Annotated in this window: 27 protein-coding genes and 3 pseudogenes; 19 read left to right on the top strand and 11 right to left on the bottom strand. The window is 71.8% G+C overall.

The window, feature by feature from the left end; genetic code table 11:
• Window positions 1-7: 7 nt before the first annotated feature.
• The 5 genes from ACIBAF_RS31560 (at window position 8) to ACIBAF_RS31540 (ending at window position 4343) form a co-directional block, all read left to right on the top strand.
• The gene (locus ACIBAF_RS31560; RefSeq protein WP_399467580.1) at window positions 8-385 is read left to right on the top strand and encodes a DUF779 domain-containing protein; all 378 of its coding nucleotides are present in this window, start codon (window positions 8-10) and stop codon (window positions 383-385) included.
• 11 nt (window positions 386-396) lie between these two features.
• Window positions 397-1410 carry a zinc-dependent alcohol dehydrogenase gene (locus ACIBAF_RS31555; protein ID WP_399467579.1) on the top strand — a complete coding sequence of 338 codons (1014 nt, stop codon included), beginning with the start codon at window positions 397-399 and terminating at the stop codon, window positions 1408-1410.
• A 67-nt stretch (window positions 1411-1477) separates the two neighbouring features.
• On the top strand, window positions 1478-2593 hold the full coding sequence (locus ACIBAF_RS31550; RefSeq protein ID WP_399467578.1) for an NAD(P) transhydrogenase subunit alpha: 1116 nt from the start codon (window positions 1478-1480) through the stop codon (window positions 2591-2593).
• Entirely contained in the window at window positions 2590-2919 is a 330-nt protein-coding gene (locus ACIBAF_RS31545) for an NAD(P) transhydrogenase subunit alpha (protein WP_399467577.1), read from the top strand. The genes ACIBAF_RS31550 and ACIBAF_RS31545 overlap by 4 nt, the downstream gene beginning before the upstream one ends.
• A 5-nt stretch (window positions 2920-2924) precedes the next feature.
• Window positions 2925-4343 (top strand): NAD(P)(+) transhydrogenase (Re/Si-specific) subunit beta, encoded by a 1419-nt coding sequence (locus ACIBAF_RS31540; RefSeq protein ID WP_399467576.1) that lies wholly within the window; start codon window positions 2925-2927, stop codon window positions 4341-4343.
• A 157-nt stretch (window positions 4344-4500) separates the two neighbouring features.
• On the opposite strand, the gene ACIBAF_RS31535 is transcribed toward ACIBAF_RS31540, so the two are convergent.
• The 3 genes from ACIBAF_RS31535 to ACIBAF_RS31525 are packed head-to-tail and all read right to left on the bottom strand — an operon-like array spanning window position 4501 to window position 6111.
• Complete coding sequence (locus ACIBAF_RS31535; protein WP_399467575.1) at window positions 4501-5181, bottom strand: CBS domain-containing protein; 681 nt, start codon at window positions 5179-5181, stop codon at window positions 4501-4503.
• Window positions 5182-5211: 30 nt separating this feature from the next.
• Entirely contained in the window at window positions 5212-5403 is a 192-nt protein-coding gene (locus ACIBAF_RS31530) for a DUF4389 domain-containing protein (RefSeq protein WP_399467644.1), read from the bottom strand.
• 6 nt (window positions 5404-5409) lie between these two features.
• Complete coding sequence (locus ACIBAF_RS31525) at window positions 5410-6111, bottom strand: CBS domain-containing protein (protein ID WP_399467574.1); 702 nt, start codon at window positions 6109-6111, stop codon at window positions 5410-5412.
• 51 nt (window positions 6112-6162) lie between these two features.
• Here ACIBAF_RS31525 and ACIBAF_RS31520 point away from each other — a divergent pair, with 51 nt between their 5' ends.
• Window positions 6163-6288, top strand: a complete 126-nt coding sequence (locus tag ACIBAF_RS31520; RefSeq protein WP_399467573.1) for a hypothetical protein — start codon at window positions 6163-6165, stop codon at window positions 6286-6288.
• A gap of 121 nt (window positions 6289-6409) precedes the next feature.
• On the opposite strand, the pseudogene ACIBAF_RS31515 reads toward ACIBAF_RS31520, so the two are convergent.
• Window positions 6410-7086, bottom strand: a pseudogene (locus ACIBAF_RS31515) (HAD-IC family P-type ATPase); the annotation flags it as partial.
• A gap of 262 nt (window positions 7087-7348) precedes the next feature.
• Here ACIBAF_RS31515 and ACIBAF_RS31510 point away from each other — a divergent pair.
• Window positions 7349-7861, top strand: coding sequence for a DUF2231 domain-containing protein (locus ACIBAF_RS31510; protein ID WP_399467572.1), 513 nt, complete (start codon window positions 7349-7351; stop codon window positions 7859-7861).
• A gap of 64 nt (window positions 7862-7925) precedes the next feature.
• Here the strand turns inward: ACIBAF_RS31510 and ACIBAF_RS31505 are convergent, their stop codons facing one another.
• The 5 genes from ACIBAF_RS31505 to ACIBAF_RS31485 all read right to left on the bottom strand — a co-directional run bounded on the left by ACIBAF_RS31505 (window position 7926) and on the right by ACIBAF_RS31485 (window position 13072).
• Complete coding sequence (locus ACIBAF_RS31505) at window positions 7926-8354, bottom strand: ferredoxin (RefSeq protein ID WP_399467571.1); 429 nt, start codon at window positions 8352-8354, stop codon at window positions 7926-7928.
• A 186-nt stretch (window positions 8355-8540) separates the two neighbouring features.
• On the bottom strand, window positions 8541-10097 hold the full coding sequence (locus ACIBAF_RS31500; protein WP_399467570.1) for an FAD-dependent monooxygenase: 1557 nt from the start codon (window positions 10095-10097) through the stop codon (window positions 8541-8543).
• Entirely contained in the window at window positions 10094-10624 is a 531-nt protein-coding gene (locus tag ACIBAF_RS31495; protein WP_399467569.1) for a hypothetical protein, read from the bottom strand. The genes ACIBAF_RS31500 and ACIBAF_RS31495 overlap by 4 nt, the downstream gene beginning before the upstream one ends.
• Window positions 10625-10689: 65 nt before the next feature.
• A complete protein-coding gene (locus ACIBAF_RS31490; RefSeq protein ID WP_399467568.1) occupies window positions 10690-12210 on the bottom strand; it encodes an AAA family ATPase in 1521 nt (506 codons plus the stop codon).
• A complete protein-coding gene (locus ACIBAF_RS31485; protein ID WP_399467567.1) occupies window positions 12203-13072 on the bottom strand; it encodes a universal stress protein in 870 nt (289 codons plus the stop codon). The genes ACIBAF_RS31490 and ACIBAF_RS31485 overlap by 8 nt, the downstream gene beginning before the upstream one ends.
• 200 nt (window positions 13073-13272) lie before the next feature.
• Between ACIBAF_RS31485 and ACIBAF_RS31480 the strand changes: the two are divergent.
• From ACIBAF_RS31480 to ACIBAF_RS31450, 7 genes and pseudogenes are all read left to right on the top strand, one after another.
• Window positions 13273-14060: pseudogene (locus tag ACIBAF_RS31480) on the top strand (universal stress protein).
• A gap of 247 nt (window positions 14061-14307) precedes the next feature.
• Complete coding sequence (locus ACIBAF_RS31475) at window positions 14308-14790, top strand: hypothetical protein (protein WP_399467566.1); 483 nt, start codon at window positions 14308-14310, stop codon at window positions 14788-14790.
• A gap of 41 nt (window positions 14791-14831) precedes the next feature.
• Window positions 14832-16178: a nicotinate phosphoribosyltransferase gene (locus ACIBAF_RS31470; RefSeq protein ID WP_399467564.1), complete on the top strand. Its 1347-nt coding sequence runs from the start codon at window positions 14832-14834 to the stop codon at window positions 16176-16178.
• 11 nt (window positions 16179-16189) lie between these two features.
• On the top strand, window positions 16190-16477 hold the full coding sequence (locus ACIBAF_RS31465; RefSeq protein WP_399467563.1) for a DUF1876 domain-containing protein: 288 nt from the start codon (window positions 16190-16192) through the stop codon (window positions 16475-16477).
• A gap of 73 nt (window positions 16478-16550) precedes the next feature.
• Window positions 16551-17009 carry an Hsp20/alpha crystallin family protein gene (locus tag ACIBAF_RS31460; RefSeq protein ID WP_399467562.1) on the top strand — a complete coding sequence of 153 codons (459 nt, stop codon included), beginning with the start codon at window positions 16551-16553 and terminating at the stop codon, window positions 17007-17009.
• Between the two features lie 52 nt (window positions 17010-17061).
• Entirely contained in the window at window positions 17062-17985 is a 924-nt protein-coding gene (locus ACIBAF_RS31455) for a DUF1918 domain-containing protein (RefSeq protein WP_399467561.1), read from the top strand.
• A gap of 313 nt (window positions 17986-18298) precedes the next feature.
• Window positions 18299-18636: pseudogene (locus ACIBAF_RS31450) on the top strand (universal stress protein); the annotation flags it as partial.
• Between the two features lie 63 nt (window positions 18637-18699).
• On the opposite strand, the gene ACIBAF_RS31445 reads toward ACIBAF_RS31450, so the two are convergent.
• Both ACIBAF_RS31445 and ACIBAF_RS31440 read right to left on the bottom strand, forming a co-directional pair.
• On the bottom strand, window positions 18700-19398 hold the full coding sequence (locus ACIBAF_RS31445; protein WP_399467560.1) for a universal stress protein: 699 nt from the start codon (window positions 19396-19398) through the stop codon (window positions 18700-18702).
• A gap of 100 nt (window positions 19399-19498) precedes the next feature.
• The gene (locus tag ACIBAF_RS31440) at window positions 19499-20080 is read right to left on the bottom strand and encodes a hypothetical protein (RefSeq protein WP_399467559.1); all 582 of its coding nucleotides are present in this window, start codon (window positions 20078-20080) and stop codon (window positions 19499-19501) included.
• Window positions 20081-20341: 261 nt separating this feature from the next.
• Here ACIBAF_RS31440 and ACIBAF_RS31435 point away from each other — a divergent pair, with 261 nt between their 5' ends.
• From ACIBAF_RS31435 to ACIBAF_RS31415, 5 genes are all read left to right on the top strand, one after another.
• The gene (locus ACIBAF_RS31435; RefSeq protein WP_399467558.1) at window positions 20342-21367 is read left to right on the top strand and encodes an Acg family FMN-binding oxidoreductase; all 1026 of its coding nucleotides are present in this window, start codon (window positions 20342-20344) and stop codon (window positions 21365-21367) included.
• Window positions 21368-21544: 177 nt separating this feature from the next.
• A complete protein-coding gene (locus ACIBAF_RS31430) occupies window positions 21545-22615 on the top strand; it encodes a zinc-dependent alcohol dehydrogenase family protein (protein ID WP_399467557.1) in 1071 nt (356 codons plus the stop codon).
• An 18-nt stretch (window positions 22616-22633) separates the two neighbouring features.
• Window positions 22634-23308 carry a helix-turn-helix domain-containing protein gene (locus tag ACIBAF_RS31425; protein WP_399467556.1) on the top strand — a complete coding sequence of 225 codons (675 nt, stop codon included), beginning with the start codon at window positions 22634-22636 and terminating at the stop codon, window positions 23306-23308.
• A 124-nt stretch (window positions 23309-23432) separates the two neighbouring features.
• The gene (locus ACIBAF_RS31420; protein ID WP_399467555.1) at window positions 23433-23873 is read left to right on the top strand and encodes a pyridoxamine 5'-phosphate oxidase family protein; all 441 of its coding nucleotides are present in this window, start codon (window positions 23433-23435) and stop codon (window positions 23871-23873) included.
• An 85-nt stretch (window positions 23874-23958) separates the two neighbouring features.
• Window positions 23959-24348, top strand: coding sequence for a universal stress protein (locus ACIBAF_RS31415; protein WP_399467554.1), 390 nt, complete (start codon window positions 23959-23961; stop codon window positions 24346-24348).
• Window positions 24349-24350 lie beyond the last annotated feature (2 nt).

The raw sequence follows: 24350 nt of genomic DNA, 5'->3' as shown, positions 1-24350 counted from the left end.
GGGTGACATGTCCGTCGGTTCGGTGAATGTCGAGAACGGCACCGCGGGCCACGTCACCGCCACCCGGGCGGCCCGCAAGGCCATCGAGGCCCTGCGCGCCGCCCAGGGCAGACCGGTGATGTTCGTCCAGTCGGGCGGCTGCTGCGACGGCAGCGACCCGATGTGCTTCCCCGGCGGCGAATTCGCCCTGGGCGACGGCGACATGTTGATCGGCGTGGTGCACGGCTGCACCTTCCACATGAACGCCGACCACTACGAGGCCCTCGGCCGCCCCCTCTTCGTCCTCGACGTCGAACCGGGCACACCGGGCGGCTTCTCCCTCCCCGCCGGGGACGGACTGCGGTTCGTCACCCGGATCAAGACGCCCCGGCGTCAGCGAAGTTGAGGAGCAGAACCATGAAGGCAGCAGTGGTCACCGAATTCGGCAAGGCCCTGGAGATCCAGGACCTGCCCGTCCCCGAGGCCGGCCCCGGACAGGTGCTCGTCCGGATGGAGGCCTCCGGGCTCTGCCACACCGACATCCACGCGGCCCACGGCGACTGGCCGGTCAAGCCGCAGCCGCCGTTCATCCCCGGCCACGAGGGCATCGGCACCGTCGAGGCCGTCGGCGCCGGCGTCTCCGCGGACCTCCTCGGCAAGCGGGTCGCCGTGCCGTGGCTCGGCTCGTCCTGCGGCAGCTGCCGCTACTGCGTGTCCGGCTGGGAGACCCTGTGCGAGTCGCAGGTCAACTCCGGCTACTCCGTGGACGGCTGCTACGCCGAGTACACCGTCGCGAGCGCGGGCGCGGTCGTCCGGGTCCCCGACGCCGTGTCGTCGCTGGACGCGGCCCCCCTGACCTGCGCCGGGGTCACCACCTACAAGGCGATCAAGGTCGCCCGCGTGGTCCCGGCCGAGCGGGTCGCCGTCTTCGGCATCGGCGGACTCGGCCACCTCGCGGTGCAGTACGCGCGCCTCGTCGGCGGTCTGGTCACGGCTGTCGACCTCGAACCGGAGAAGCTGGGCCTGGCCCACCGGCTCGGTGCCGACGTACTCGTCAACGCCCGCACCCACGACCCGGTCGAGGAGATCAGGAAGACCGGCGGAGCGGACGTGGCGATCGTGCTCGCCGCCGCGCCCAAGGCCTTCGAGCAGGCGTACAAGTCGCTCAACCGCGGCGGACGCCTGGTCATGGTAGCTATGCCCGCCGACGACGCGGCGGTCAACGTGCCGATCTTCGAGACCGTGGTCGGCGGGATCTCCGTCATCGGCTCCATCGTCGGCACCCGGCAGGACCTGACCGAGGTGTTCGCGCTGCACGCGGCCGGACGTACCCAGGTCATCGCCGAGACCCGTCGTCTGGAGGACGTCAACGACTCCTTCGACGAGGTCCTCGGAGGGCGGGCCGAAGCCCGGCTCGTCTTCGAGTTCTGAGAGGTCCGAGACCTCTGAGAGATCCGTGACCCGGCAGCCACCGGGCCACGGGGAGAGGCAGCACACCATGCCCACCGTCACCGTAGGCGTCCTACGGGAGCGGGCCCCCGGCGAACGCCGGGTCGCCCTCGTCCCCGAGGCCGTCACCCTTCTGCGCCGCGCCGGGCTCGACGTGCTGGTCGAGACCGGGGCGGGCTCCGGAGCCTGGTTCACCGACGCCGACTACACGGACGCCGGCGCGACCGTCGTACCCCCGGACGAGTTGTACGACCGGGCCGACCTGATCCTGTGCGTGGCGGCGCCCGACCCCGAGACCGCCGGCGCCCTGCGCCCCGGACAGACCCTGATCGGCCTGCTCGAACCCCTGCGCCACCCCGCGCTGACCGAGGAGCTGACCGCACGCGGAGTGCGCACGGTGAGCCTCGACCTGCTGCCGCGCACCCTCAGCCGCGCCCAGTCCATGGACGCCCTGACCTCCCAGGCCAACATCGCCGGCTACAAGGCGGCCCTGCTCGCCGCCGACACCTACGACCGCTTCCTCCCGATGCTGACCACCGCGGCGGGCACCATGCGCCCCGCGCAGGTCCTGGTCCTCGGCGCCGGAGTGGCGGGACTGCAGGCCATCGCCACCGCCCGCCGCCTCGGCGCCGTCGTCTCGGCGTACGACGTACGCCCCGCGTCACGAGGGGAGGTGGAATCCCTGGGTGCCCGGTTCCTCGACGTCCAGCGCCCGCCGGACGGGGAACCGGACACCGAACGGGGAGGCTACGCACGAGAGCTGACGGCGCAGGAGCAACGGGCCCAGCGCGAGGCGCTCGACACGCACATCGCCCGCTCCGACATCGTCATCACCACCGCCCAGGTCCCCGGCCGCAAGCCGCCGCTCCTGGTGACCGCATCCGTGCTGGAACGCATGCGGTCCGGCTCGGTCGTCGTCGACCTCGCCGCGAGCGAACTCGGCGGCAACGTCGAGAACTCCGAACCCGACAAGACCGCCGTCCTGGACAGCGGCGTCACCGTCATCGGCGCCGGACGGCTGCCGTCCGCGATGGCGACCGCCGCGTCCACGGCCTACGCCCGCAACCTCGTCGCCCTGCTGCGCCACCTGGTGCACGACGGCGAACTCGTCCTCGACCCGGCCGACGAGATCACGGGCGCCCTCCTGGGAGGTGAAACGTCATGAACGACCTCGACCTCCTCACCGCGATCACCGTGTTCGTGCTGAGCGTGCTGGTCGGCATCGAGGTCATCAGCAAGGTCCCCGCGACCCTGCACACCCCGCTGATGTCCGGCTCCAACTCGGTGCACGGCATCGTCGTCGTCGGCGCCATGCTGATCGCGGCGGAGTCCCACACGTGGCTCGGATATGTCCTGGCCTTCGTGGCCATGGTCTTCGGCGCGATGAACGTCGTCGGCGGATACGTCGTCACGGACCGGATGCTGGAGATGTTCAAGGCCAAGCCCCAGAGCAACGACAAGAGCGACAAGCATGACAAGGCGGAGGTGTGATCGACATGGACACCGTCTCCAACGCCGTCCACTACGTCTTCCTGGCCGCGGCCGCCTGCTTCGTGCTCGGCCTGCACCTGATGAACCACCCGCGCACCGCCCGCCGCGGCAACACCCTGTCCGCCCTGGCGATGGCCGTCGCGGTCGGGGCCACCGTGTGGCTGGTGGCCGACGAGGACGTCATCAGCGGCGCCGGCTGGCTCGTGCTCGCCTCGGGCGGACTCGTCGGCGCGGCACTGGGCCTGTGGGCCGCGCGCGAGGTGCGGATGACCGCCATGCCCCAACTGGTCAGCCTCTTCAACGCCGTCGGCGGCGGCGCGGCCGCGCTCATCGCCGTCAACGACCTGCTCCAGGCCGAGGACCCGGCCGCACTCGGCGCCAGGGTCTCCCTGCCCGGCGCACTGGACATCGTCATCGGCGCGGTCACCTTCTCCGGATCGCTGATCGCGGCCGGCAAGCTCCAGGGGACCGTGTCCGGGGCGCCTGTCGTCTTCCCGGGGGCACGGCTGCTGAACGCGCTGCTGCCGGCGTCCTTCGTGGCCGGCACGGTCTGGCTGGTGCTGGCGCCGGACTCCCGCACGGCGCTGTACGGGCTGACCGCCGTGGCGCTGCTGTTCGGCGTGACCATGGTGCTGCCCATCGGCGGCGCCGACATGCCGGTCGTCATCGCCCTGCTGAACGCCTTCACCGGATCCGCCGTCGCCATGGCCGGGTTCGTCCTCGACGAGACCGCCCTCATCATCGCGGGCATGCTCGTCAGCTCCTCGGGCGGGATCCTCACCAAGCTGATGGCGGACGCCATGAACCGGTCCGTCGCCAACGTCGTCGTCGGCGGCTTCGGCACCGGCGACGACGCACCGGCGGCGGCCGGTACGGCCGGGGCCCCGGCCCAGGTGCGGTCGGTCTCCGCGGACGATGTGGCGGTCCAGCTGGCCTACGCGAACAAGGTCGTCTTCGTGCCCGGATACGGCCTCGCCGCCGCCCAGGCCCAGCACGAACTCGGTGCCCTGGCCAAGCTGCTCACCGACCACGGCATCGACGTCAGCTACGCCGTGCACCCGGTCGCCGGGCGCATGCCGGGACACATGAACGTACTTCTCGCCGAGGCCAACGTGCCGTACACCCAGCTGAAGGAGATGGACGAGGCCAACCCGGAGTTCTCCCAGGCCGACGTGGCCCTCGTCATCGGCGCCAACGACGTCACCAACCCGATCGCCCGCCGCCCCGGCAACGCGATCTCCGGGATGCCGATCCTGGACGTCGACAAGGCGAAGAGCGTGGTCGTCATCAAGCGGTCGATGGGCCACGGCTACGCGGGCATCGACAACGAGCTCTACAGCAACCCGAAGACCGGGATGTTCTTCACCGACGCAAAGAAGGGACTGAGCGAACTGAAGGCGGCCGTCGGAGAGTTCGTCGGCTGAGATCCCACGCAGCGGTGGGCCCCCGTCTCATGGCGGGGGCCCACCGCCGCGCGGTCAGTCGGCGGTGTCCGTCAGCATCGTTCCGTCGTCGCGGAGAAGGGGTGGCAGTCGTCTGGCCGGAAGAGGTTCATCGTGGGGGAGCCGATGAAACGACGGCTCAGGAACCGTGCGCCTGTGGTCCGCCGGGATCCGTCGACGCGCCGGTGAGCTGCGGTTCGACGTCCACCACGCCCTCGACGGCGCGAACGAGGCGCACGGCGACCGCGATGAGCGAGGTGTCGCGGATGTGTCCGCGCAGGGTCACGACGCCATCGTGCACGTTCACGTGGATGGCGTGGCTGAAGCCCGGGAACAGGTAGGACACCACCGTGCGGCGGACCTCCTCCGCTATCTCCTCGTCCGACCGCAGGAAGACCTTCAGCAGATCGGCACGGCTGACGATGCCCTGGAGCATGCCGATGTCGTCGACCACGGGCAGCCGCTTGACGTGCCGGACAGCCATGATCCTCGCGGCCTGCGCGAGAGTGGCGCCCGGACGGACGGTGACGGCGGGTGTGCTCATGAGCTCCTCCGCCCGGGTCGCACCGGCCTTGGCGACATCGACCAGCCGCTGTCGCTGCCGGGAGAGGCTCTGCTCCTCATCGCGGAACTCCTCCTTGGGCAGCAGGTCCGCCTCGGACACGACACCGATGACGCGCCCCTCCCCCTCCAGTACCGGCATGGCGCTGACCTGCCACTGCTCCATGGTCCGCACGATCTCCTTGAAAGGCGCCTCGCGTCCGACGGCCACGACGGTCTGGGTCATCACATCGCTCACGATGTGCGGAGTGCCGGTCATGTCCGACCACCTCGTCTCGAGTTCGTCAGGTCACGGTTCGGTGGCGCCCATGTCCAGGCGGAACGGGGGATAGGCGTCCGGCATCAGGGCGGCACAGGCGGCGACCCGCAGGACCCAGCGGTTGAGACCCGTGATCAGGTCGAACAGGTCCCGGGGGTACTTCTCGGTGAAGGCGAGGACCACGGCGGCGATCACCGCCATGACCGTGGCGATCGACTCCAGCCCCGCTCACGTGGCCAGTCCGGCACGGCGTGACCCCTCGGGCTCCGGCGCCGCGGAGGTGTCGTCCACCCGGTGGTTCAGCTCCGCGGAGACGTCGACCACCCCGTCCACGCCCTGACACAGGCGGATGACGACCGGGACGAGCGACTTGCGCTCGACGGTGCCCTTCAGCGACACCCGGCCGTCGACGACCCGCAGGGTGAGCGCACCGGGCGTGATGCCGAGCGTGCGCAGAAGGACCTCTCCCGAGATCTCCTCCCGGATGGCGCTGTCGCCCCGCAGGAAGACACGGAGCAGGTCGGCCCTGCTGACCAGCCCGACCAGCCTGTCCGCCTCGTCGACCACCGGCAGCCGTTTGACATGGTGGCGCTCCATGACCTGGGCGGCCTCCACCGCCGTCCACTGCGGCCTGGCTGTCACGGCCGGGCAGTTCATCAGCCCTCCTGCGGTCGTGGCCTCCGCCTTCGCCCGGTCGGCGGGCCGGGGACGCAGGACCGGCAGCAGACCCGCCGGATCCAGTTGGGCGGCCTCCTTGCGCAGCAGGTCCGCCTCGGAGACCACGCCTACGGCGTGTTCCTCGTCGTCCACGACCGGCACGGCGGTGATGTCGTGCTCGGCGAGCAGCTTGGCCAGCTCCTTGAAGCCGGTGTCCCGGTGCACCTTCACAACCGACGTGGTCATGAGGTCGCTCACGGTCCGGTGCCACATGGCTCCCCGCCTCCTTGTGTCGCGTGCGTTCCTGCTTCCACTCTCCGCTCGGTGGGCGTGAGCCGCATGGGCCGGACGGTCCCGACCGAACGGCAACGCGACGACGGCCTTCGCCACGCCGTCCAGGGCGTCGCCCTCGTCAAGGTGTGGCGTGCGGGCGCTCGGCGGAAGAAGTGAGGCTGGATGGAGAGCGGACAGGAGGCGGCGCAGAGATCACCTGGAGGCGTCATGAGCGGTGCGGACGGACGTCGGCCGATCGTCGTGGGCGTCGATACAGACCCCTCGCAGCGGCTGGCTCTCGCCTGGGCCGCCGACGAAGCGGACCGGGGGCTGCCAGCTCCAGTCCGCGTTTTTCTGGCGGTGTCGACGATGGCTTGAGCCAGGACGTGGGGCGAGTACTGGTCGAGTGAGGCCGCCAGACGCAGGACTTCCGCGGGTTTCAGATCGGGGGGCGGCGGTGACGTCGAGGACGCGCGGGCGGCCCCGGGTGAGGGTGCCGGTCTTGTCGAGCAGCAGGGTGCGGGCGCGGCCGAGGTTCTCCAGCGCGCCGCCGTCGCGGACGACCACGCCGAGACGGGAGGCGCGGGAGAGGCCGGAGACGATCGCGACCGGGGCGGCCAGCAGCAGCGGACAGGGCGTGGCGACGACCAGGACGGCGACTGCCCGGACGGCGGAGCCACTGGTCAGCCACGCCAGTCCGGCGACGACGAGGGAGAGGGGAAGGAACCCGGCGGCGTAGCGGTCGGCCAGCCGCACGACGGGCGCGGACTCGGCCCCGGACTGCTCGGCCGGCCGCACGATACGGGCGTAGGTGCTGTCCCGCGCGGCGGCTGTGGCGCACAGTTCGAAGGCGCCACCGGCGTTGACCACACCGCTGCGCACTCCTTCACCCAGGAGCCGCTCGACCTGGACGGGCTCACCGGTGAGCACCGATCCGTCGAGCACGGCGGCGCCGCTTTCCACACGGCAGTCGGGACATGCCTGGGGCGGTCAGGCGGTGCAGCCGCGCTGTGAGAGTGGAGTGGTTCATGGCACACCTCGGTCCGGCACGGTCATTGCCGGATCGGTCTCCCCCCATCCCATCGTGGCACCCGGCCCTTGCGGAAGGGGACGTCGGGCCCTGCTTCCGGGCCGGACGGACGGCACAGGAACTCCTCAGAAGAAGCTCAGAAGTTCCTGTGCCAGGCTGGCGCGCCTGATCGACACGGGAACCCCAACTCGCTGGAGGATTTCGCAGATGAGCCTGGTCAACGGCCTGCCCGCACACATACTGCTCGTGCATTTCGTCGTGGTCCTCGTTCCCCTGACCGCTCTGGCACTCGTGGTCTGTGCGATCCGGCCCAGGGCGGCACAGCGCATGGGCGTCGTCCTGCCCCTGCTCGCCCTGGTCACGCTCGTGAGCGTTCCGCTCACCACGCAGGCCGGCGAATGGCTGGAGGCACACGTCGACGGCAACGCGCTGGTGCGCCGGCACGCCGAACTCGGCGACGGCCTGCTCCCCTGGGCCGGGGGCCTGTTCCTCCTGGCGGTCGCCGTCTGGTGGGCTACCGGCCGGGCCGCCGCGTCGGGATCCCCCGCCTCCGGCAGCACACGGTGGTCCGCCACGCCGGTGCGCGTCGCGGCGGCGGTGCTGTCGCTCGCGGTGGCCGCGGGAGCCGTCGTTGACGTCTACCGCATCGGTGACTCGGGGGCGAAGGCGGCGTGGCAGGGAGGCTTCTCCAAGACGGCGTCGGGCGACGGGGACGACTGACCCGCCGTCGGCTCGCTTCGACGGCCGGGAAGAGCGAGGGAAGTGGTCGGCCTGCGCGCCACCCTCATGTGTCGTCGGTGTGCAGGGCCAGGCGGGGGCAGGCGGCGACGGCCCGTCGGGTGTGACTGCGCAGCCGGTCGGGGACGATGCGGTCCTTGAGAATGGGGTAGCCCCACTCGTCGAGGTCGATCAGCTCGGGGAGCAGTTCGCCGCACAGACCCTGACCGGTGCAGGCCATGCGGTCGACGCGCAGGGCCCGGTTCGGGGTCATCGCCACGTCTCCGGTGGTGTGGCGGGCGGTACGGGGCCGCCGCTCGATCCGGGCGACGTCCTTGTCGACCGGCGCACCGCTCTCGCGCATGCGGTCCATGAGCAGGGTGATCGGGTCAAGGGACTTCCACCGCTCGAGCTCAGCAGTGGGCGACCATCGCAGCAGCGCCATGTCGCCGGGGGACGTCGGTGGAATGGGGAAGGTGTCGGGGGCGGCGGACATCAGGGACGCGGACGATCACGTCGGTCGCCTCCTCGATCGTCGGGTCGGGGACGGTGTCCCAGGAGCTCTGTCCCGGGCCGTGGTAGACGAGCGCTCGCACGGTACTCACTCCCTCGCTGCCCCGTTCAACGGTCACTACCGGCCGGGCGGCCGGGCAAACCGGGGCCTTCTCTCCCGTCGGTCTTCTCAGCCTGCTGCCGTCGCGCCGGCCAGGGAGAGCCAGTCGGCCAGCGCGGCCGGGTCTGTGGCCCCACAGCGGAAGCCGACGTGCCCGTCCGGGCGGACGGCCAGGAGGCCGCGCCCGGGGCTGTTCGTCAGCCGGAGGACGGTGACCTGAGGGCCGGTCACCACGTCCGGTGGCGGGTCCGCGTCGCGTTGGAGCAGCACGTGGACTCCGGGGCGGGCCAGGAGCCCGTGCAGCCGTCGGGGAGGCCCGCCGATGCTCACCCTGGCGTCCGGCAGACGGTCTCCCGGGCGAGGAGCACCCGAAAGGCGCGGTGTCCCGTCGACCGACAGGGGACTGCGCCGGTAGTTCACCCGCAGCTGGGAGATGAGGCGGACGGCTTCGGCGACCAGCCGTCGCCGGTCCAGGAGGGCGGGGATGACCGGGGCCGCCAAAGGAGCGCCCACCGCGCGCAGCCATGAGGGGACACGGCCGGTCGACGCCTCTGCCCAGAACGCCGCGTGGGTGAGAGCCATCCGTCCGCGGGCGGCAGGCCGGCGCTCGCCGTCGTAGGAGTCGAGGAGTACGTCGGTGCCGGGCCCGAGGCGGTCCGCTGTGAGGCCGAGCTTCCAGCCGAGGTTCACCGCGTCCTGGATGCCGGCGTTCATGCCCTGCCCCGTGGCCGGCGAGTAGTTGTGCGCGGCGTCCCCAGCCAGGAAGAGCCGCCCCTGGCGGAACCGCCGGGCCAGGCGGCACTGCAGCGGCACCCGGGCGGACCATGCGAGACGCTCGATGCCCGCCTGCAGACCCGTGTCGTCCAGAAGGCGCTGGAGCTCGGCCCGCGGGACGGCCGGTCCGGGCTGGCCGAAGTCGCGTGCGGATCTGTCGGCGGACGCCCGGGTGGCCAGCAGTCGCCAGGGGGCCTGCTCGCCGAGCGGGAAGAGGAACAGCAGCCCGTCGCGGCCCGCGAACACCTGGGCGCCGGAGGGGTCGTACGCACTGCCGAAATCGACGTCGGCGAGGATCACTTCCTCGGCGTACGGCCTGCCGTACCACCCGATGACCGCGCTCTCGCGCACCGTACTGGCCGGGCCGTCACAGCCGACCACGTAGGAGCAGCGGGCCTCCTCGATGCCGTGCGCCGATCGCAGCACGGCTCGCGCGCTGTGCCCGTCGTCGCGGGTGGTCACCAGTTCCGTGCCCCGCTCGACCGTCACCCCTCGTTCGGTGAGTGCACGCGCCAGCACGCCTTCGACGTGTGTCTGCCGCACGAGTGAGAGATGAGGGAACGCGGTGTCGGGCAGTGTCAGGTCACCGAGTCCGGCCTCGACGCTGTGGGAACCGAGATGGAGGCGGGCCGTCGGGGCGGTGTCCGCCAGATCCAGCAGGGCCTCGGTCACGCCGAGCGGGCGCAGGACCTCCAGCGTCCGGGGGTGCAGAATGAGCGCCCTGGAGGGCCGGAACGGCTCGGGCCGCCGCTCGACCACCCGGACGCGCGCTCCATGGGCATGAGCCTGTAGCGCCAGAGTGAGCCCGGTCGTACCGGCGCCGACGACGAGGACGTCCACGGCTGACGTCATGTCCCGGTCCGTATGCGCCACCAGGCCGCCTCAGCTGTGGTGTCGCGATCCGCGACGTCATCGAGGAGCCCGGGTTCGGTGATGACGTCGTCGCGACGCAGTCCGGGAAGGATCGTGTACCGGATCGAACCGGGCACGCTCACCAGCGCCAGAACGCGCCACAGGCAGCGTGCGTAGTGCTCGGCGCGCCGGGGGCCGTCCCACTCGTACACGCCGCGGTACCGGCCCTGCTCGTCGTGGGCCAGCCACAGCTTTGAGGTGAAGCCGGGGAAGCCGACGAACAGGGGTGTGTTCAGCAGGCTCTCCCTGCGGAACAGCAGGTGCGCGGGTCCGCGCACGACACGCAGCCGGAAGGTGACCAGCAGCGTGCACGGGTCCTTCGCCAGGCCGCTGCCGAGGCGGGTCTCCCGGTACACCCGGCCCGAGGTCCCGTCCGTGAAGCGCAGCCGCGTCCCGACACGGCCCTTGGCCAGGTGGATGCGGTGGCGTGCGAGCAAGGGGAAGGTGGAGACGAAGCACGCGGCCACGGCTCGCCATGCCTCCCCCGAAGGAAGCGGTCTCTGTTCACTCATCATGGCCTCCGGTTCCATGCCTAGTCCGGCTCCATGTAGGGGCGGCGGAAGACCGGCGCCTGGCCGGTGCCCCACGGCCGTACGGCGGCCAGCGCCCGGGAGACGGCCGATTCCAGAGGCCCACTGGTGTCGACAGCGACGGCCTCGGGCCACGGGGGCTCTTCGGCCGCCATGGCGGTGGCGACGGCGAGGTCGGCGTCGGACGGCCCGGGGGCACGTGTGCTCAGCCGGGCCGCCGAGACCTCGCCCGGCGCCTGGCAGTGCAGGGCCACCAGATCGGCGCTGGTGCGCTCGGCCACCCGCCGGGCCGCCACACGCTGCTCCGTGCTGGACCACGTGGCGTCCAGCACGACGGACTCACCGGACGCCAGCAGGGCCGCCGCACGGTCGAGCAGGGCGGCGTAGGTCCGGGCCGTCCACTCGGCGGTGTACAGCCCTTCGCCGTAGGCGGCCGCCGCCGACCGCTCGGGGGGAATGCCCGCCAGTTCCTTGCGGAGGCGGTCGCTGCTGAGGAGGGTGGCCTCCAGCCGGTCGGCGAGTGCACCGGACAGGGTGGACTTCCCGCTGCCGGGCGGTCCGCCGACGACGGTCAGTCCGACGGCGGCGGTGCGTAGGTGGCGCAGGGTGGTCGAGAGCAGCCGTTGTGACGCCGGCTCCGCGCCCGGCGCTCCCTGGCCCGCCTGGATGAGTGACACCTTGGCTCGGACGAACGCGCGGTGGGCGACGTAGTGGTGCCACAGGGACGGGGGCGCGGGGTCGCCGGAGTACTCGCTGTAGCGGGCGAGGAAGTGGGCCGCGGCATCCGGGGCGCCGAGTTGTTCGAGGTCCATGGCGAGGAAGGCGGCGTCGTCGAGACCGTCGACGTAGCGGAGGCGGTCGTCGAACTCCAGGCAGTCCAGGACGCGGGGTCCGTCGTCGAGGCAGAAGACGTCCTCGGCGAGCAGGTCTCCGTGGCCGTCGACCACCCGCCGCTGCTCGATGCGGGAGTCGAACAGCCGCTCGCGCCGGGCGAGGTAGCGGCGCACGAGCCGTTCGACCTCGGGCATCCCGTCGGGCACGGAGCCCTCGCCGGTCAGGGTGCGGATCTGCGCGAAGCTCGCCTCCCAGCGCGAGGACAGCGCGGCCCGCGTGCCCTGTTCGTCCACGTCCCGGGCGCGGGGCGCCTCGGCGTGCCAGGTGGCGAGCCGTCTGGCCACGGTCCGCAGCTCGTCGTCGAGCGGGGCGCCTGTTCGCACCAGCTGGGACAGGCGTCGGTCTGCCGGCATACGGCGCATCACCACGATCGGTTCCGGCGCCTCGGTGTCAGGACTCAAGACCTCGCCCAGGCCCAGGTAAACGTCCGGCGCGAAGCGGCGGTTGAGAGCGACCTCGCGTTCGCACGCCGTCCGGCGTGCCGCCCGCTCGGTGTAGTCGAGGAAGCCCAGGTTCACGGGTTTCTTGACCTTGTAGGCGCGGTCGCCGGCGAAGAACAGGATCGCGGTGTGGGTCTCGCACACCTCCGCCCGCGGCGGCTGGTGGCCCGGACGGCCTGGCTCAGTCATGGGGGACGACGGCTACGGGGCAGCGTCCGTGATGGAGGGCAGCGTGGGCGACGGGGCCCAGGTGCGGTGCCACACCGTGCCGGTGCGCGCGTCGGCCGACGACCAGCAGCGCGGAGCCCTCGGCTGCCTGGACGACGGCCTTGGCGGGGCTCGCCAGACGGATGCTGTCGGCCACCTCCACCTGCGGGTACTTCTCGTGCCAGGGCCGGAGCGCCCTGCTCAGCTCCTTCTGCGTCTTCCTCGTCATCTCCTCGGCGACCTCGTGGTCCGCACCCCAGGGCGTGCGCGCGTGGAGCGGCACGCTGCGCCCGTGGACGGCCAGCAGCGCAACGCCCCGGGCCGCCGCGGTGTGGAAGGCGAAGTCGAGCAACTCCTCACCTGAGTCGTGCAGTTTCAACGCCACCACCACGCGAGCCGCGGCCGCGGGGGCTGGTCCCTCCGCCGTCGGCTCCGCTCGGACCAGGACGACCGGTCGCTCGGCACGCGCCACGACCGGCATGCTGACGTCGCCCATGAAGTAGCTTTCGACGGCTTCCAGCCCCCGGGAGCCGAGCACGAGCATCTCGGACTCCGAGGCCGCCTGGAGCAGGGCCTCCTGGGCGTCCTCGGCGACCAGGTTCCCGACGACGACCAGGTCCGGGTGGTGTGCCCGCAGTTCTGCCTGAGCGGTGTGCACCAGACGCTTCGCCCAGTAGTTCTGGTCGACTTCGGCGGTGACGCGGGCCGGTTCAGGCGCCAGCAGCGGCCAGGCGTGCAGCAGCCGCAGGGTGAGCCCCCGATTCTCGGCCTCGTCGGCGGCCCAGCGGGCGGCGGCGAGACTCTCGGGTGAGCCGTCGAGGCCCACGGTGATCGCTGGTTGCATGGCGGCGGCCTCCGTCTCGTACGAAGCTGGAGATGACGGTGAACGAGTCCGGTGGCGCACTGGTCCGGGTGTCGCCGGCATGCCGGGCGTGGTGAGTTCTCTCCCTTCGAGAAGTACCCCAATCCCCTCCGGCGCGCATGTGGACCAGGGAGGACGGGAGCTCGGAGAACGCGGATCCGGTACGAGAGGAGACCGGAACGGTGACGATTCCCCTGGTGGTCGGCGTCGACGGATCCGAGGTGAGCCTGGAGGCCGCGGACTGGGTCGCCTCCTGCACGCAGCGGCCGGCGAGTGCGAGGCGTCGGACGTGATCGCCACGGCTTCGCTCCGTGCCGGGGAACGTGCTTCCTCGGTGCGGCTGTCGAGCGAGGTGCTGCGGGAGGACCCCGCCGCCGCGCTGGTCGACGAGGGGCGCAACGCCTTCGCACTGGTTCTCGGATCCCGGGGGCTCGGCGATCTCGCCGGGATGCTGCTGGGCGCGGTCAGCCTGGCCGTGGCGGTGCGGGCGGACTGTCCGGTCGTCGTGGTGCGCGGCGCGGCGGAGCACCGACAGGCCCGGTTCGGAAGCGTCGTCGTCGGTGTCGAGGAGGGCGAGGGCAGTGGCACGGCCGTGCGGTTCGCGTGCCGGGAGGCGCGCGTGCGGCGTTGTCCACTGGTGGCGGTGCACGCCTGGAGCCGCCGATCCGGTGGTCCTGCGGTGTCTCCGCACCCGAAGTGGTACGCCCCCGAGGCGCCCCGGCGCCCTCCGGCCCAGGTACTCGACGACGCGCTTCGTGATGCGGCGGAGCCGTCCGGCGAGCCCGTGGTGTACCGACCGGTGATCGAAGGCCCGGCTCGCCGGGCGCTGCTGGACACGGCGTCGCAGGCGGACCTGCTGGTCGTCGGCGCGTGCAGACGGCAGGGCCACATGGGTCTGCGACTGGGCCTGGTCAACCACGCGCTGCTGCACCACGCGCCCTGTCCAGTCGCGGTTGTGCCCCAGACGTGAGGTACGGCTCCCGGGGCCGGAAGCCGGTCCGCCAGGGACCTTCGGCCCAGGACCCCAACCCGTCGGTGTCCGAAACTGGACCAGGAGTGGGGGGCGACCAGCACCCGCTGGAGGACGACCTATGAACGCCCAAGGATCCCCGTACACATCCGGTCCGCCTTCGCCGCGCAGCGAGCACATGCCACCGCGCGTGAATCCGCTGAGGCGTCCGTCCGACAGATTCGAATGGTGGTTCCGTCACCTCCTGATGATCGTCCTCGTCCTCGGGCTGCCCGTAGCCGCCTACAGCGCGGGAACGACGGCGTACGGGGCGTCGATGCGCACCGTCCGGGCCCAGGCTGCGGAACGGCACGAGGTCACCGCCCGGCTGACCGAGGACGTCCGGCGCGAGAAGAACAGCCTGGCGAAGCGGCCGGCGCAGGTCCGCTGGACCGACGCCGGAGGCATCGTGCGGACCGGAGCGGCCCTGGTGGAGCCGGGGACGTCCAAGGGCGCCGCCGTACGGGTGTGGGTGGACCGGAAGGGAACCGTCACCAGTCCGCCGGAGAGCGCGCTCAACGCGACAGCCACTGGTTGGGTGATGGGCACAGCGGCGGCGTTCGGCGTGGCCTTCGGGACCTATGGGCTCTGGGCGGGCACGCGCCTGCTGCTGGACCGCCGAAGGTACGCGCAGTGGGACACCGAGTGGGAGCGGGCGGAGCCGCTGTGGTCCGCGCGCTTCCGCCGGTGACGACCGGCGACCGGACGCAGCCCACGCGAGGAGGTGCACTGATGTCGGACGCGACGACCACCGATCTGTACGAAGTGACGATGGCCATGTCCTACCTGCGGGAGGGGATGACGGCCCCGGCCACGTTCAGCCTGTTCGTCCGGGACCTGCCTCCCGGGCGCGGCTTCCTGACAGCGGCCGGACTGGAGTCCGCCCTGGACCACCTGTCCGGCTTCCGTGTCGGCCCCGAGGACGTCGACGCCTTCGCCTCCGCGCTGCACCGCCCGCCACAGGATCTGGAGCCCCTCCTCGGCCTGGCGTTCACCGGCTGGGTGCGGGCGGTGCCGGAAGGGCGGGTCGTGCTCGCGGGCGAGCCCCTGCTGGAGGTGACAGCCCCCCTCCCGCAGGCGCAACTTGTGGAGACGTACGTGCTCAACCTGCTCAGTCACCAGACGGCGATCGCCTCGAAGGCCGCGCGCTGTGTGCTCGCCGCGGCCGGGCACCCGGTCGTCGACTTCTCCCTGCGGCGCACCCACGGCCCGCAAGCAGGCTTCGAGGCCGCTCGCCTCGGCGCACTGGCCGGTTTCGCCGGCACCAGCAACGTGGCCGCGGCCACCGCCCTGGGCATACCCGCAGTGGGCACCATGGCCCACTCCTACGTGGAGGCGTTCCCCTCCGAGAACGAGGCGTTCCGAGCCTTCGCCCGCTGCCACCCCGGCCCCGTGACCCTGCTGGTGGACACCTACGACACAGAGGAGGGCGTCCGTGTCGCGGCACATGTCCTGCGGGACCTGGACCGCGGGCCCGGCTGCGCCGTACGGCTGGACAGCGGCGACCTCGCAGACCTCGCGGCACGCGCACGGACGATCCTCGACGGGGCCGGACTGCCGGGCGTGCGGATCGTCGCCAGCGGCGGTCTCGACGAGTACGCCGTGGACGCCCTGGTGCGCTCCGGAGCACCGATCGACACGTATGCCGTCGGTACGCGCGTCGGGGTGTCGGCCGACGCCCCGTATCTGGACTCCGCCTACAAGATGGTGGAGTACGACGGCCGCCCGGTGATGAAGCTGTCGTCGGCGAAGGTGACGGCGCCCGGTCCCAAACAGGTGTTCCGCCGTCCCGGATGTACGGACGTGATCGCTCTCGCCGACGAGCGGCCACCGGCCGACGGCGTCGCGCTGCTGCACACGGTGATGGAGAACGGCCGGCGTACCGGCGGGCGGTCCACGCTCGACGAGTGCCGGGCCAGATGTGCCGCGGACCTGGGCAGTCTGCCCTCCGCGGCACGCCGTGTCCGGGCGCCGGTCGCGCCCCGCGCCACGACCTCGCAGCGGCTGAACGCGCTCACCGCCCGTGTCCGGCACGGCATCGAGGAGCAGCTCGCACCACATCGGTCGGTACCGACATGAGGAGGAAAGCGATGCCGCACACGTTGGAATGGAAGGTCCGTCTCCACCTCTTCGAGGACGACGACGGTACGACGAAGGCCCGTCTGGTGCTGGACACCGGCTCCACGGAGCTCACCGCTCATGGAGCCGCGCACTGCCATCCGGCGGACTCCAACATCCCGGAGATCGGGGACGAGTTGGCGGCCGGACGCGCGCTGAACGACCTGGCCCGGCAGCTGCTGCGAGTCGCCGAGCGCGACATCGAGGGAATGGACACACCCCGGCCGAGCGCGCGCCAGAACGCCGCGTGGTCCCTGTGAACCCGAAACAAGAGACCTGAAACGGCACAAGGCCCTGTCTGAAGCCGAAGTTCGTGAAACCGAGGAGGGACCCATGACACACCCCGCACGACACAGCAGCGGCGCGCTTCCCGCCGCCCTGCGTGAGCTGGACGACCTCCGCACGAGGGTGGACCAGCTGATGCACGCGGCCTTCACCGGCGGTGGATGGCCCGCCTCCGGCGGGACCGAGCCCTGGGCGCCCATGGCCGACATCGAGGACGCCGAGGACGCCTACCTGGTGGAGCTGGAGCTGCCCGGCATGGACAAGGACCAGATCACCGTGGAGGTCTCCGAGGGCGAGCTCGACGTCCACGGCGAGGTCAGGCAGCGGGAGCGCACCGGGGCGGTCCGCCGGCACACCCGCCGTATCGGCCAGTTCGACTACCGCGCGACGCTGCCGCCGAACGCCGACACCGAGCACATCAGCGCGGAACTGACCAACGGCGTCCTCACGGTCAGGGTCCCCAAGACCGAGAAGGGGCAGACACAGCGCATCGAGATCACCGGCTGAGCCCGGATACCCACGCGAGACACAGCACCATCCGCAAGAGAGGGCGACCGCCATGCGAGCTCATCTCGGCGACCAACTCGTCGTCGAAAGCACGAAGTCCGACGCCGCCCGGCGCGACGGGGAGATCGTGGGACTCCACCACGCGGACGGCACACCGCCGTACGACGTGCGCTGGTCGGACACGGACGAGGTGACGCTCGTGTTCCCCGGCCCCGACGCGCACATCCACCACCTGGAGCACGGACAGCCCGGGACGGCTCATGAGCCCGCCGCACCGGACACCGGCGAGGCGGGGGCCGCTTCCCCGGGCATGCCGGCGGCCCGTGCGGCCAACCCCGGCGACATCGGCCGACGGGTGGCCGCCGAGCGCCGCAGACAGGGACTCGGCCGCGCGGAGACGGCCCGGCGCGCACGGATGTCGCCCGGCTATCTGGCGTACCTGGAGGAGCACCCCGCCGACCCGAGCATGGCGGCTCTCATCAGGCTGGCCGACGCACTGGGTACGACCGCCGCCGCTCTGCGCGGAGGAGGAGTCGACCTGCCACCGGGCCGAGGCCACGCGCTGCTGCATCCGCGGCTTCAGGACCTCGGCCCGGACGAGTGTCGCGCCCTGCTGTCCACCCACGGCGTGGGGCGCGTCGCGGTGTCGGCGCCCGACGGCCGCCCGGCGGTGGTCCCTGTCAACTACGAGGTCGTCGACGACGCCATCGCCTTCCGGACCGCCCCCGACACGCTGCCCTCGGCGGCCGTCGGAACGGAGGTCGCCTTCGAGGTCGACCACGTGGACGACGCCCTGAGCCAGGGCTGGAGTGTGCTCGCCGTCGGACCCGCGAGCGTCGTCACGGAACCCGACGCCGTGCGCGGGCTCACCGAGCGGGCCCACACCACACCCTGGCCGGGCGGCGAACGGGAGATGTGGGTGTCGATCCGCCCCACGAGCCTCACCGGCCGCCGGATCACCGCGGCAGACCAGTAGGCGGTCCGGGCCGGTCTCCGCGAGGAGAGCGGGCCCCGTCCGGCGCGCCGACACGTGTGAGGGAGTCTCCAGTGAACCCACGAGAACCGTCCGACGAGGAGGTGGCGGCTTTCGTCCGGGACGCCGCTGCCGCCCCGTCGATGCACAACGCTCAGCCCTGGCTCTTCCGCTACCTCCGGCACACCCGCACCTTCGAAGTGCGTGCCGACTTCGAGCGCACCATGCCGCACTCCGACCCCGACGCTCGCGGCCTCCATCTCGGCTGCGGCGTCACAGGGGGTCTCAGCAGCCGTACGGGAAGGTGGTGGCGGCGATGGAACTCCCGCTGGTCGTGGGCGTCGACGGATCGGACTCCATCCTGCTGGCGGTCGACTGGGCGGTGGACGAGGCGGCGCGGCACGGACTGCCGCTGTCGTTGGTCCATGTCTTCCGGTGGGAGCGTGACGAGCGAACCCTGCCGTCGTTCACCACCGGTCGTCGCGCCGGAGACGTGATGGCGCAGAACATCGTCGCCTCCTGCGCGACGACGCCGTCTCCGCACTGCTGCGCGCGGCACCCGACGCGTTCGCCCTGGTCGTGGGGGAACGCGGCCGGGGGGAGGTGTCCGGACTGCTCCTGGGTTCGGTCAGTCTCGCGGTCCGTGGAAAGAGCTGAACACCTGGCCGGGTGAGGTGTGTTCGCTGACGAGGGCCATGAGCCGGGCCCGGCCATCGATCACGCCTGCGCCCGCGTCGGCACCACAGCCACGGGGTGTGTGGCCTCGCGCAGGAGGGCCGGCACGACCTCGCCCCACTCGGTACCGGGCTTGCCGCCCACCACGACGAGTGCGGCGTGTTCGCCATGGTGGAGCAGCGCCTGAGCCGGCTCGAGGAGGAGGACGTCTTCCTGAACCGCCACTTCCGGGTACTTCTCGCGCCACGGACGCAGCACGTCGGCCAGCAGCTGGACCTCGTGGTCCTCCCAGGTCGCGCGTTCCCTCTCCGGAACGTCGAACGGCCACGCGGCGGCATCGGAAGGAAGTGCCCAGGCGTGGACGACGTGCAGGCGTGCCCCGCGGATGCGGGCACTGTCGAAGGCGAAGCGGATGGCGCTGTCCGAAGGGTCGCGGGCGTCCACGCCGAGGAGGACCTTCCCGGAACGACAGGAGGACGCGGGGCCGTCGGGAACTGCCACCAGTGGACGGTCCGGGACCCCGCCCGCCGGCGGAAGGCACGAGTCGAGCGGCCGACCGTCGGCGGCCGCCTCCCAGGGCATGGCGCACACGACGATGTGCGTCATGCCGGCCTCCGGGCGTGGGCAGAGAACGACACGCATCGGCAGTCGGCGCAGCCGCGCCTCCTCCCGCGCCCACTCGACGACGGCGGAGTGGTCGCGTGCCGACGGGTCGGCACAGGCGAGGATCATTCGTTCCATCACAGTCTGCCTTTCCGGCGCGGAGCGACCCGCGCCTCGGACACGCGGCACAAGCTACGGGCCGTGGCTCTCGGCCCGCAGCTCGGATTCCATGGCGCGGTCAGCCGGTCTTGTGGCCCCACTGCGGTCCCACCAGATCCCATTCCCGGCCCCACTGGTCGATACGGCGCCGCTCGAGCCGCCACCGGACGACCGCTCCGGTGCCGAACACCAGGCCGGCGAGGGAGGCCGCGGCCGCGATGCCGAGGAAGCCCGACTCGATCGTCGCCTCCGTTGTGGTCGGCGGCGCGGCGGTGAGACGGCCTTGGCCGTCCTGCCAGACCCTGATGTGTGCTCCGGCTTTGAGGCCTGTGTCCACCAGCGTTCGGCCGGTACGGGTCGCGCCCTCGGGCGTCATCCAGCTCACGGATGTCATCCTGCGGTCGGTGCTGCCGCCCATGGCGAGAGCGGGGCGTGGCACGTCGTTCAGGAGGACGGCTCGGACCGCCTGCCGGTCGGCTCGTTGATGCGCGAACATGTCAAGTGCGGCATGGGCCGTCACCAGCCCCGCGACCGTGCCACCCACGGCGACGACGGCCCACACCGCCAGCACGATCCACGCCTCGACGATGTCGTCGCGCCGCCGTAGCGGGTTGTTCCGCCACCGCCACAGCCGTTTCCTCGTGTTCTCGCTCCTGGTCATCGGTCCGCACCTCCTCCTCGTCGTCGTGGTGACGCTTTCGAAGGTGACAGCCACGAGCCTGCCGCGACATGGGCCGACCAGGTGTCCCCGCGGGCCGCTCGGGACCAACTCCGATGTCGGGCCGGGCCGTTCGGCCCAAGGTGCCGTGAGGCCCGGCCGGCCCCCGGCACAGGACCGACGGCCCCTGCCGACGGAGCGGCGAGGCGCCCATGCTCGTGTCCACGGCACCTGCCGCCCGACGCCCAGTACGGGGAGGGCACGATGGAGAGCACAGCGTTCGACGCCGCGCTTGTGGAGACCTGCGTCTCCGCCGCGGTCGCCGCGCCCTCGATCCACAACATCCAGCCGTGGCGTTTCCGGCTGGACTCCGACACGCTCACGTTCCAGGTGCGGGCCGCTCCCGGACGGGACATGCGGCACGTCGACCCCACGGGCCGTGCCGTGCTCCTTTCCGTGGGGGCCTGCGTGTTCAACCTGCGGGTCGCCTTGGCCCACTTCGGTTGGTCGCCCGTCACCCGACTGCTGCCCCGCCATGATGACCCCGGCCTGCTCGCCACCGTGCGGCTCGCCGAGCTCATGGCCGACCAGGGGGAGGAGCGAGGCGCCGACCTCTACGAGGCGATCTGGCGCAGGCACAGCAGTCGCTTCCCGTTCTCGGACCGACCGCTCCCTGTGGCCGTGCGCGACGAACTCAGCGCGGTGGCCTGTGCGGAAGGCGCGGCACTGCGCTTCTGCGGAGCGGCCGAGACGACTCGGCTCATGCGTTTGACGGCGGAGGCCGAACGGCGCAACCGCCTTGATGCCGACCGGGCGGCCGAGGGCCGTCAATGGGTGCACCGCGATCTGGAGCCGACGCCCGACACAGGTCTGCCGCGAACGGCGTTGGGCCCGCAGGACGCCCGGGAGCGGATCCCGCTGCGAGACTTCACCGCGCAGCGGCATCCGGAACGACTCACCGCACGGCCCTTCGAACCGGACCCGTCCATTGCCTTGCTGACGACCGAACACGATCGGCGAGTCGACCGGCTGCGCGCCGGCCAGGCCCTTGAGCGCGTCTGGCTCGTCGCGACGGCGTACGGCCTGCGCGCTTCCGTGCTGGATCAGGCGGTGGAGTGGGAGGACCTGCGTGACAGCCTGGTCGCCGCCTGTGACGGCAGCGCACATCCGCAGCTGCTCATACGCCTCGGTTACGGTCCGGATGGTCCGGCCACACCTCGCCGCGCAGTCAGGCGGGTGCTGCGGGAGGTCGCCGAAGCACCGGACGCGCACCCGCGAGGACTCGGCTGACGGCGGGAGACGGGGTTCGCGATCCCCGCGTCGGCCGGGTCACCGGCCGCCGCGTGCGGGGAAGGACCGTCCGGCGGGCGAGGTGGGCCGGACGGCCCAAGCGGACCAGCCGATTACCGGACAAGCTGGATGTGTAGGGCAACTCGGCATGCGAAGAGAGGGACGGTGAGGAGCGAGATGAAAGGCTTCGTCTTCCACGGCCCCGGGCAGTCCGCCTGGGAGGAGGTCCCGGACCCTGAGCTGAAAGAGCCTACCGACGCCGTCGTGCGGGTGGGCGCCGTCACGATCTGCGGCACGGACCTGCACATCCTCAAGGGCGACGTTCCCGAGGTGCGCCCGGGCACGGTCCTGGGCCACGAGGCCGTCGGTGAGATCGTGCAGGTCGGCGGCGATGTGCGGACCGTGCGTCCGGGGGACCGTGTGCTGGTCTCCTGCATCAGTGCCTGCGGCCGCTGCCGCTACTGCCGTGAGGGCGGCTACGGTCAGTGCCGGGGCGGCGGGGGCTGGATCCTGGGCCATCTGGTCGACGGCACGCAGGCGGAGTACGTCCGCGTCCCGTACGCCGACCTGTCGGTGCACGCTCTGCCCGGCGCCGTCGAGAGCAAGGACGCCGTTCTGCTGGCGGACATCTTCCCGACCGCCTACGAGGTGGGCGTTCTCAACGGGCGAGTGCGTCCGGGCGACACCGTGGCCGTCGTCGGGGCCGGGCCCATCGGTCTCGCGGCGATCGCCACCGCTCGATTGTTCGCGCCTGAGCGGATCGTCGCCGTCGACCTGGTCGAGTCCCGGCTGGAGGCGGCCAAACGGCTCGGCGCCGATGCCGTGGCCGATGCTCGCGAGGATCCGGAGCAGCTGATCGCCGATCTCACCGACGGGCTCGGCGCCGACGTGGTGATCGAGGCGGTCGGGGTGCCGGAGAGTTTCGAGCTGTGCACGCGCATGGTGCGGCCCGGCGGCCACGTGGCCAACGTCGGCGTGCACGGCAAGCCCGCCACGCTGCACCTGGAAGATTTGTGGATCAAGAACGTGACCATCACGACCGGCCTGGTGGACACCCACTCCACGCCCACCCTGCTGCGCATGGCCGCGGCGGGCAGGCTGCCCACGGCGCAGCTGGTCACCCACACCTTTCCGCTGGACCGCATGGAGGAGGCGTACGACGTCTTCGCCCGGGCCGCCGACACGGGTGCCCTCAAGGTGGTCCTCGGCGAGCAGTCGCACGAGGAGGTCGCTGTCCGGGCGACCTGACGAGAGGACGTGAAGGTCATGGTCGAACCGAAGCAGGCCAACATGACGGAGGGACCGCCCTCGGGGGACCTGGGGCGTCGACTTGCCACCCGTCGGGCCCAGTTGGGGCTGTCACGCCAGGAGACGGCCATCCGTGCGGGCATGGACCCCGGCTATCTGCAGCACCTGGAGGAGCATGCCGTCGCCGCGCCGGGCCAAGGCGCGCTGCTCAGACTGGCGGGAGCCCTGGAGACCACGCTCGCGGCGCTCACCGGAGGGGACGTCGATCGGCCACCGGGCCCGGGACAGGCCGGGCGCACTCCCGCGTTCACCGAGCTGAGCAGGACCGAGTGCGGCGACCTGCTCTCGACGCACGGCGTCGGAAGGCTCGCGGTGTCCACCGCCCAGGGCCCGGTGATCGTCCCTGTCAACTACAGCGTCGTCGACGGCACGATCGTCTTCAGGACCGCACGCGGCGCGACGCCGTCGCTGGGGGTCGGCAGCAGGGTCGCCTTCGAGATCGATCGCATCGACGACGCGTTCAGCCAGGGGTGGAGTGTGCTGGTGCGCGGCAACGCCCGCATGGTGACGGACCCCGGCGAGGCCGAACGGCTCGCGCGGCAGGCCCACAGCACGCCCTGGGCCGGCGGCCGGCGTGACCTGTGGGTGCGCGTCGAACCGTACGCCGTCACGGGACGCCGCATCACGGTCTGAACCGGGTCTTTCCCGGGCCGGCCAGGGACCGATGGTCCCCGGCCGGGGGCTCCCCACGGTTCGACGACGGTTTGACGGCGGGCCGGCGCGACCCCGACTCATCAGGTGAGGGACGAGAAGGCAGATGGATGCCAACGACGGATTCCGCGAACTCGACCGGCAGGAGTGCCTGCGCCTGCTGGCCAAGGCGCCCGTGGGACGCATCGTGTACACACGGCACGCCCTGCCGGCGGTCCTGCCGGTCAACTTCGCTCTGGACCGCGACGGCGCGGTGCTGGTGCGCACCTCGGCCGCCTCGGACCTGGTGCGCGCGGTCGACGGAGCGGTGGTCGCCTTCGAGGCCGACCAGGTCGACGCGGCCACGCACTCCGGATGGAGTGTCGTGGTCACCGGAGCCGCCGGTCTGATCACCGACCTCGCCGAGCATGAACGGTTGCTGCGCACCGGTCCGCGTTCCTGGGCGCCGGCGCCGCAGGAGATCTTCGTGCGCATCGATCCGGAGCTGGTCACCGGTCGCGAACTCGCAGCCGGACGGACCCTGTACGGCGTTGCCCCTGCCTTCTGAACGACCCGTGCCTCAAAGGCCGTTCGGCGCTCGGTCGGGCCCGCTCGGCGCCTGCAGGGGAGGGACGGCCCTGACCTTGCGTCACATGGCCGTTGGAGTGAACGGTTCCTTGATCTCGGTACGGGCGTCGGACTGGGCCGTGGCGGAGGCCGAACTGCAGGGTGTCGCCCTGCGCGTGCTGTACGCGGTTTCCGACCGTGCCGAGGCCGCACCGGTCCTTTGTTCCGCGGCGTCGCGGATACGGCGGCGGCATCCGGGTCTGCCGGTGGGGACCGTCGCCGTGGAGACCGTCGCTGTGGAGGGCGACGCGGTGCACGCGCTGGCGCGGGAGAGCGCGGTCGCGGACCTGACGGTCGTGGGAACACGCGACTCGGGCGGTCTGACCGGCGCGGCGCACAGTTCTCCGTCCCCGCCGCCATGTGCGGCCGGACCATGTGGACGGAGCGACGCCGCGGGGGATCGGCGCCGCTCCTGATG

The sequence above is a fragment of the Streptomyces sp. NPDC051677 genome (assembly GCF_044453465.1).
Taxonomy (GTDB): Bacteria; Actinomycetota; Actinomycetes; order Streptomycetales; family Streptomycetaceae; genus Streptomyces.
This window is presented reverse-complemented; position numbering and strand designations above follow the sequence as displayed.

Bases quoted from the DNA above. Each gene is read 5' to 3' on its own strand.
- ACIBAF_RS31540 (WP_399467576.1), top strand. From the start codon at position 2,925: ATGGACACCGTCTCCAACGCCGTCCACTACGTCTTCCTGGCCGCGGCC.
- ACIBAF_RS31420 (WP_399467555.1), top strand. From the start codon at position 23,433: ATGGATGCCAACGACGGATTCCGCGAACTCGACCGGCAGGAGTGCCTG.
- ACIBAF_RS31510 (WP_399467572.1), top strand. From the start codon at position 7,349: ATGAGCCTGGTCAACGGCCTGCCCGCACACATACTGCTCGTGCATTTC.
- ACIBAF_RS31550 (WP_399467578.1), top strand. From the start codon at position 1,478: ATGCCCACCGTCACCGTAGGCGTCCTACGGGAGCGGGCCCCCGGCGAA.
- ACIBAF_RS31490 (WP_399467568.1), bottom strand. From the start codon at position 12,210: ATGACTGAGCCAGGCCGTCCGGGCCACCAGCCGCCGCGGGCGGAGGTG.
- ACIBAF_RS31555 (WP_399467579.1), top strand. From the start codon at position 397: ATGAAGGCAGCAGTGGTCACCGAATTCGGCAAGGCCCTGGAGATCCAG.
- ACIBAF_RS31470 (WP_399467564.1), top strand. From the start codon at position 14,832: ATGTCGGACGCGACGACCACCGATCTGTACGAAGTGACGATGGCCATG.
- ACIBAF_RS31485 (WP_399467567.1), bottom strand. From the start codon at position 13,072: ATGCAACCAGCGATCACCGTGGGCCTCGACGGCTCACCCGAGAGTCTC.
- ACIBAF_RS31430 (WP_399467557.1), top strand. From the start codon at position 21,545: ATGAAAGGCTTCGTCTTCCACGGCCCCGGGCAGTCCGCCTGGGAGGAG.
- ACIBAF_RS31440 (WP_399467559.1), bottom strand. From the start codon at position 20,080: ATGACCAGGAGCGAGAACACGAGGAAACGGCTGTGGCGGTGGCGGAAC.
- ACIBAF_RS31435 (WP_399467558.1), top strand. From the start codon at position 20,342: ATGGAGAGCACAGCGTTCGACGCCGCGCTTGTGGAGACCTGCGTCTCC.
- ACIBAF_RS31455 (WP_399467561.1), top strand. From the start codon at position 17,062: ATGCGAGCTCATCTCGGCGACCAACTCGTCGTCGAAAGCACGAAGTCC.
- ACIBAF_RS31465 (WP_399467563.1), top strand. From the start codon at position 16,190: ATGCCGCACACGTTGGAATGGAAGGTCCGTCTCCACCTCTTCGAGGAC.
- ACIBAF_RS31560 (WP_399467580.1), top strand. From the start codon at position 8: ATGTCCGTCGGTTCGGTGAATGTCGAGAACGGCACCGCGGGCCACGTC.
- ACIBAF_RS31445 (WP_399467560.1), bottom strand. From the start codon at position 19,398: ATGGAACGAATGATCCTCGCCTGTGCCGACCCGTCGGCACGCGACCAC.
- ACIBAF_RS31545 (WP_399467577.1), top strand. From the start codon at position 2,590: ATGAACGACCTCGACCTCCTCACCGCGATCACCGTGTTCGTGCTGAGC.
- ACIBAF_RS31505 (WP_399467571.1), bottom strand. From the start codon at position 8,354: ATGTCCGCCGCCCCCGACACCTTCCCCATTCCACCGACGTCCCCCGGC.
- ACIBAF_RS31460 (WP_399467562.1), top strand. From the start codon at position 16,551: ATGACACACCCCGCACGACACAGCAGCGGCGCGCTTCCCGCCGCCCTG.
- ACIBAF_RS31525 (WP_399467574.1), bottom strand. From the start codon at position 6,111: ATGTGGCACCGGACCGTGAGCGACCTCATGACCACGTCGGTTGTGAAG.
- ACIBAF_RS31535 (WP_399467575.1), bottom strand. From the start codon at position 5,181: ATGACCGGCACTCCGCACATCGTGAGCGATGTGATGACCCAGACCGTC.
- ACIBAF_RS31475 (WP_399467566.1), top strand. From the start codon at position 14,308: ATGATCGTCCTCGTCCTCGGGCTGCCCGTAGCCGCCTACAGCGCGGGA.
- ACIBAF_RS31500 (WP_399467570.1), bottom strand. From the start codon at position 10,097: ATGACGTCAGCCGTGGACGTCCTCGTCGTCGGCGCCGGTACGACCGGG.
- ACIBAF_RS31425 (WP_399467556.1), top strand. From the start codon at position 22,634: ATGGTCGAACCGAAGCAGGCCAACATGACGGAGGGACCGCCCTCGGGG.
- ACIBAF_RS31415 (WP_399467554.1), top strand. From the start codon at position 23,959: ATGGCCGTTGGAGTGAACGGTTCCTTGATCTCGGTACGGGCGTCGGAC.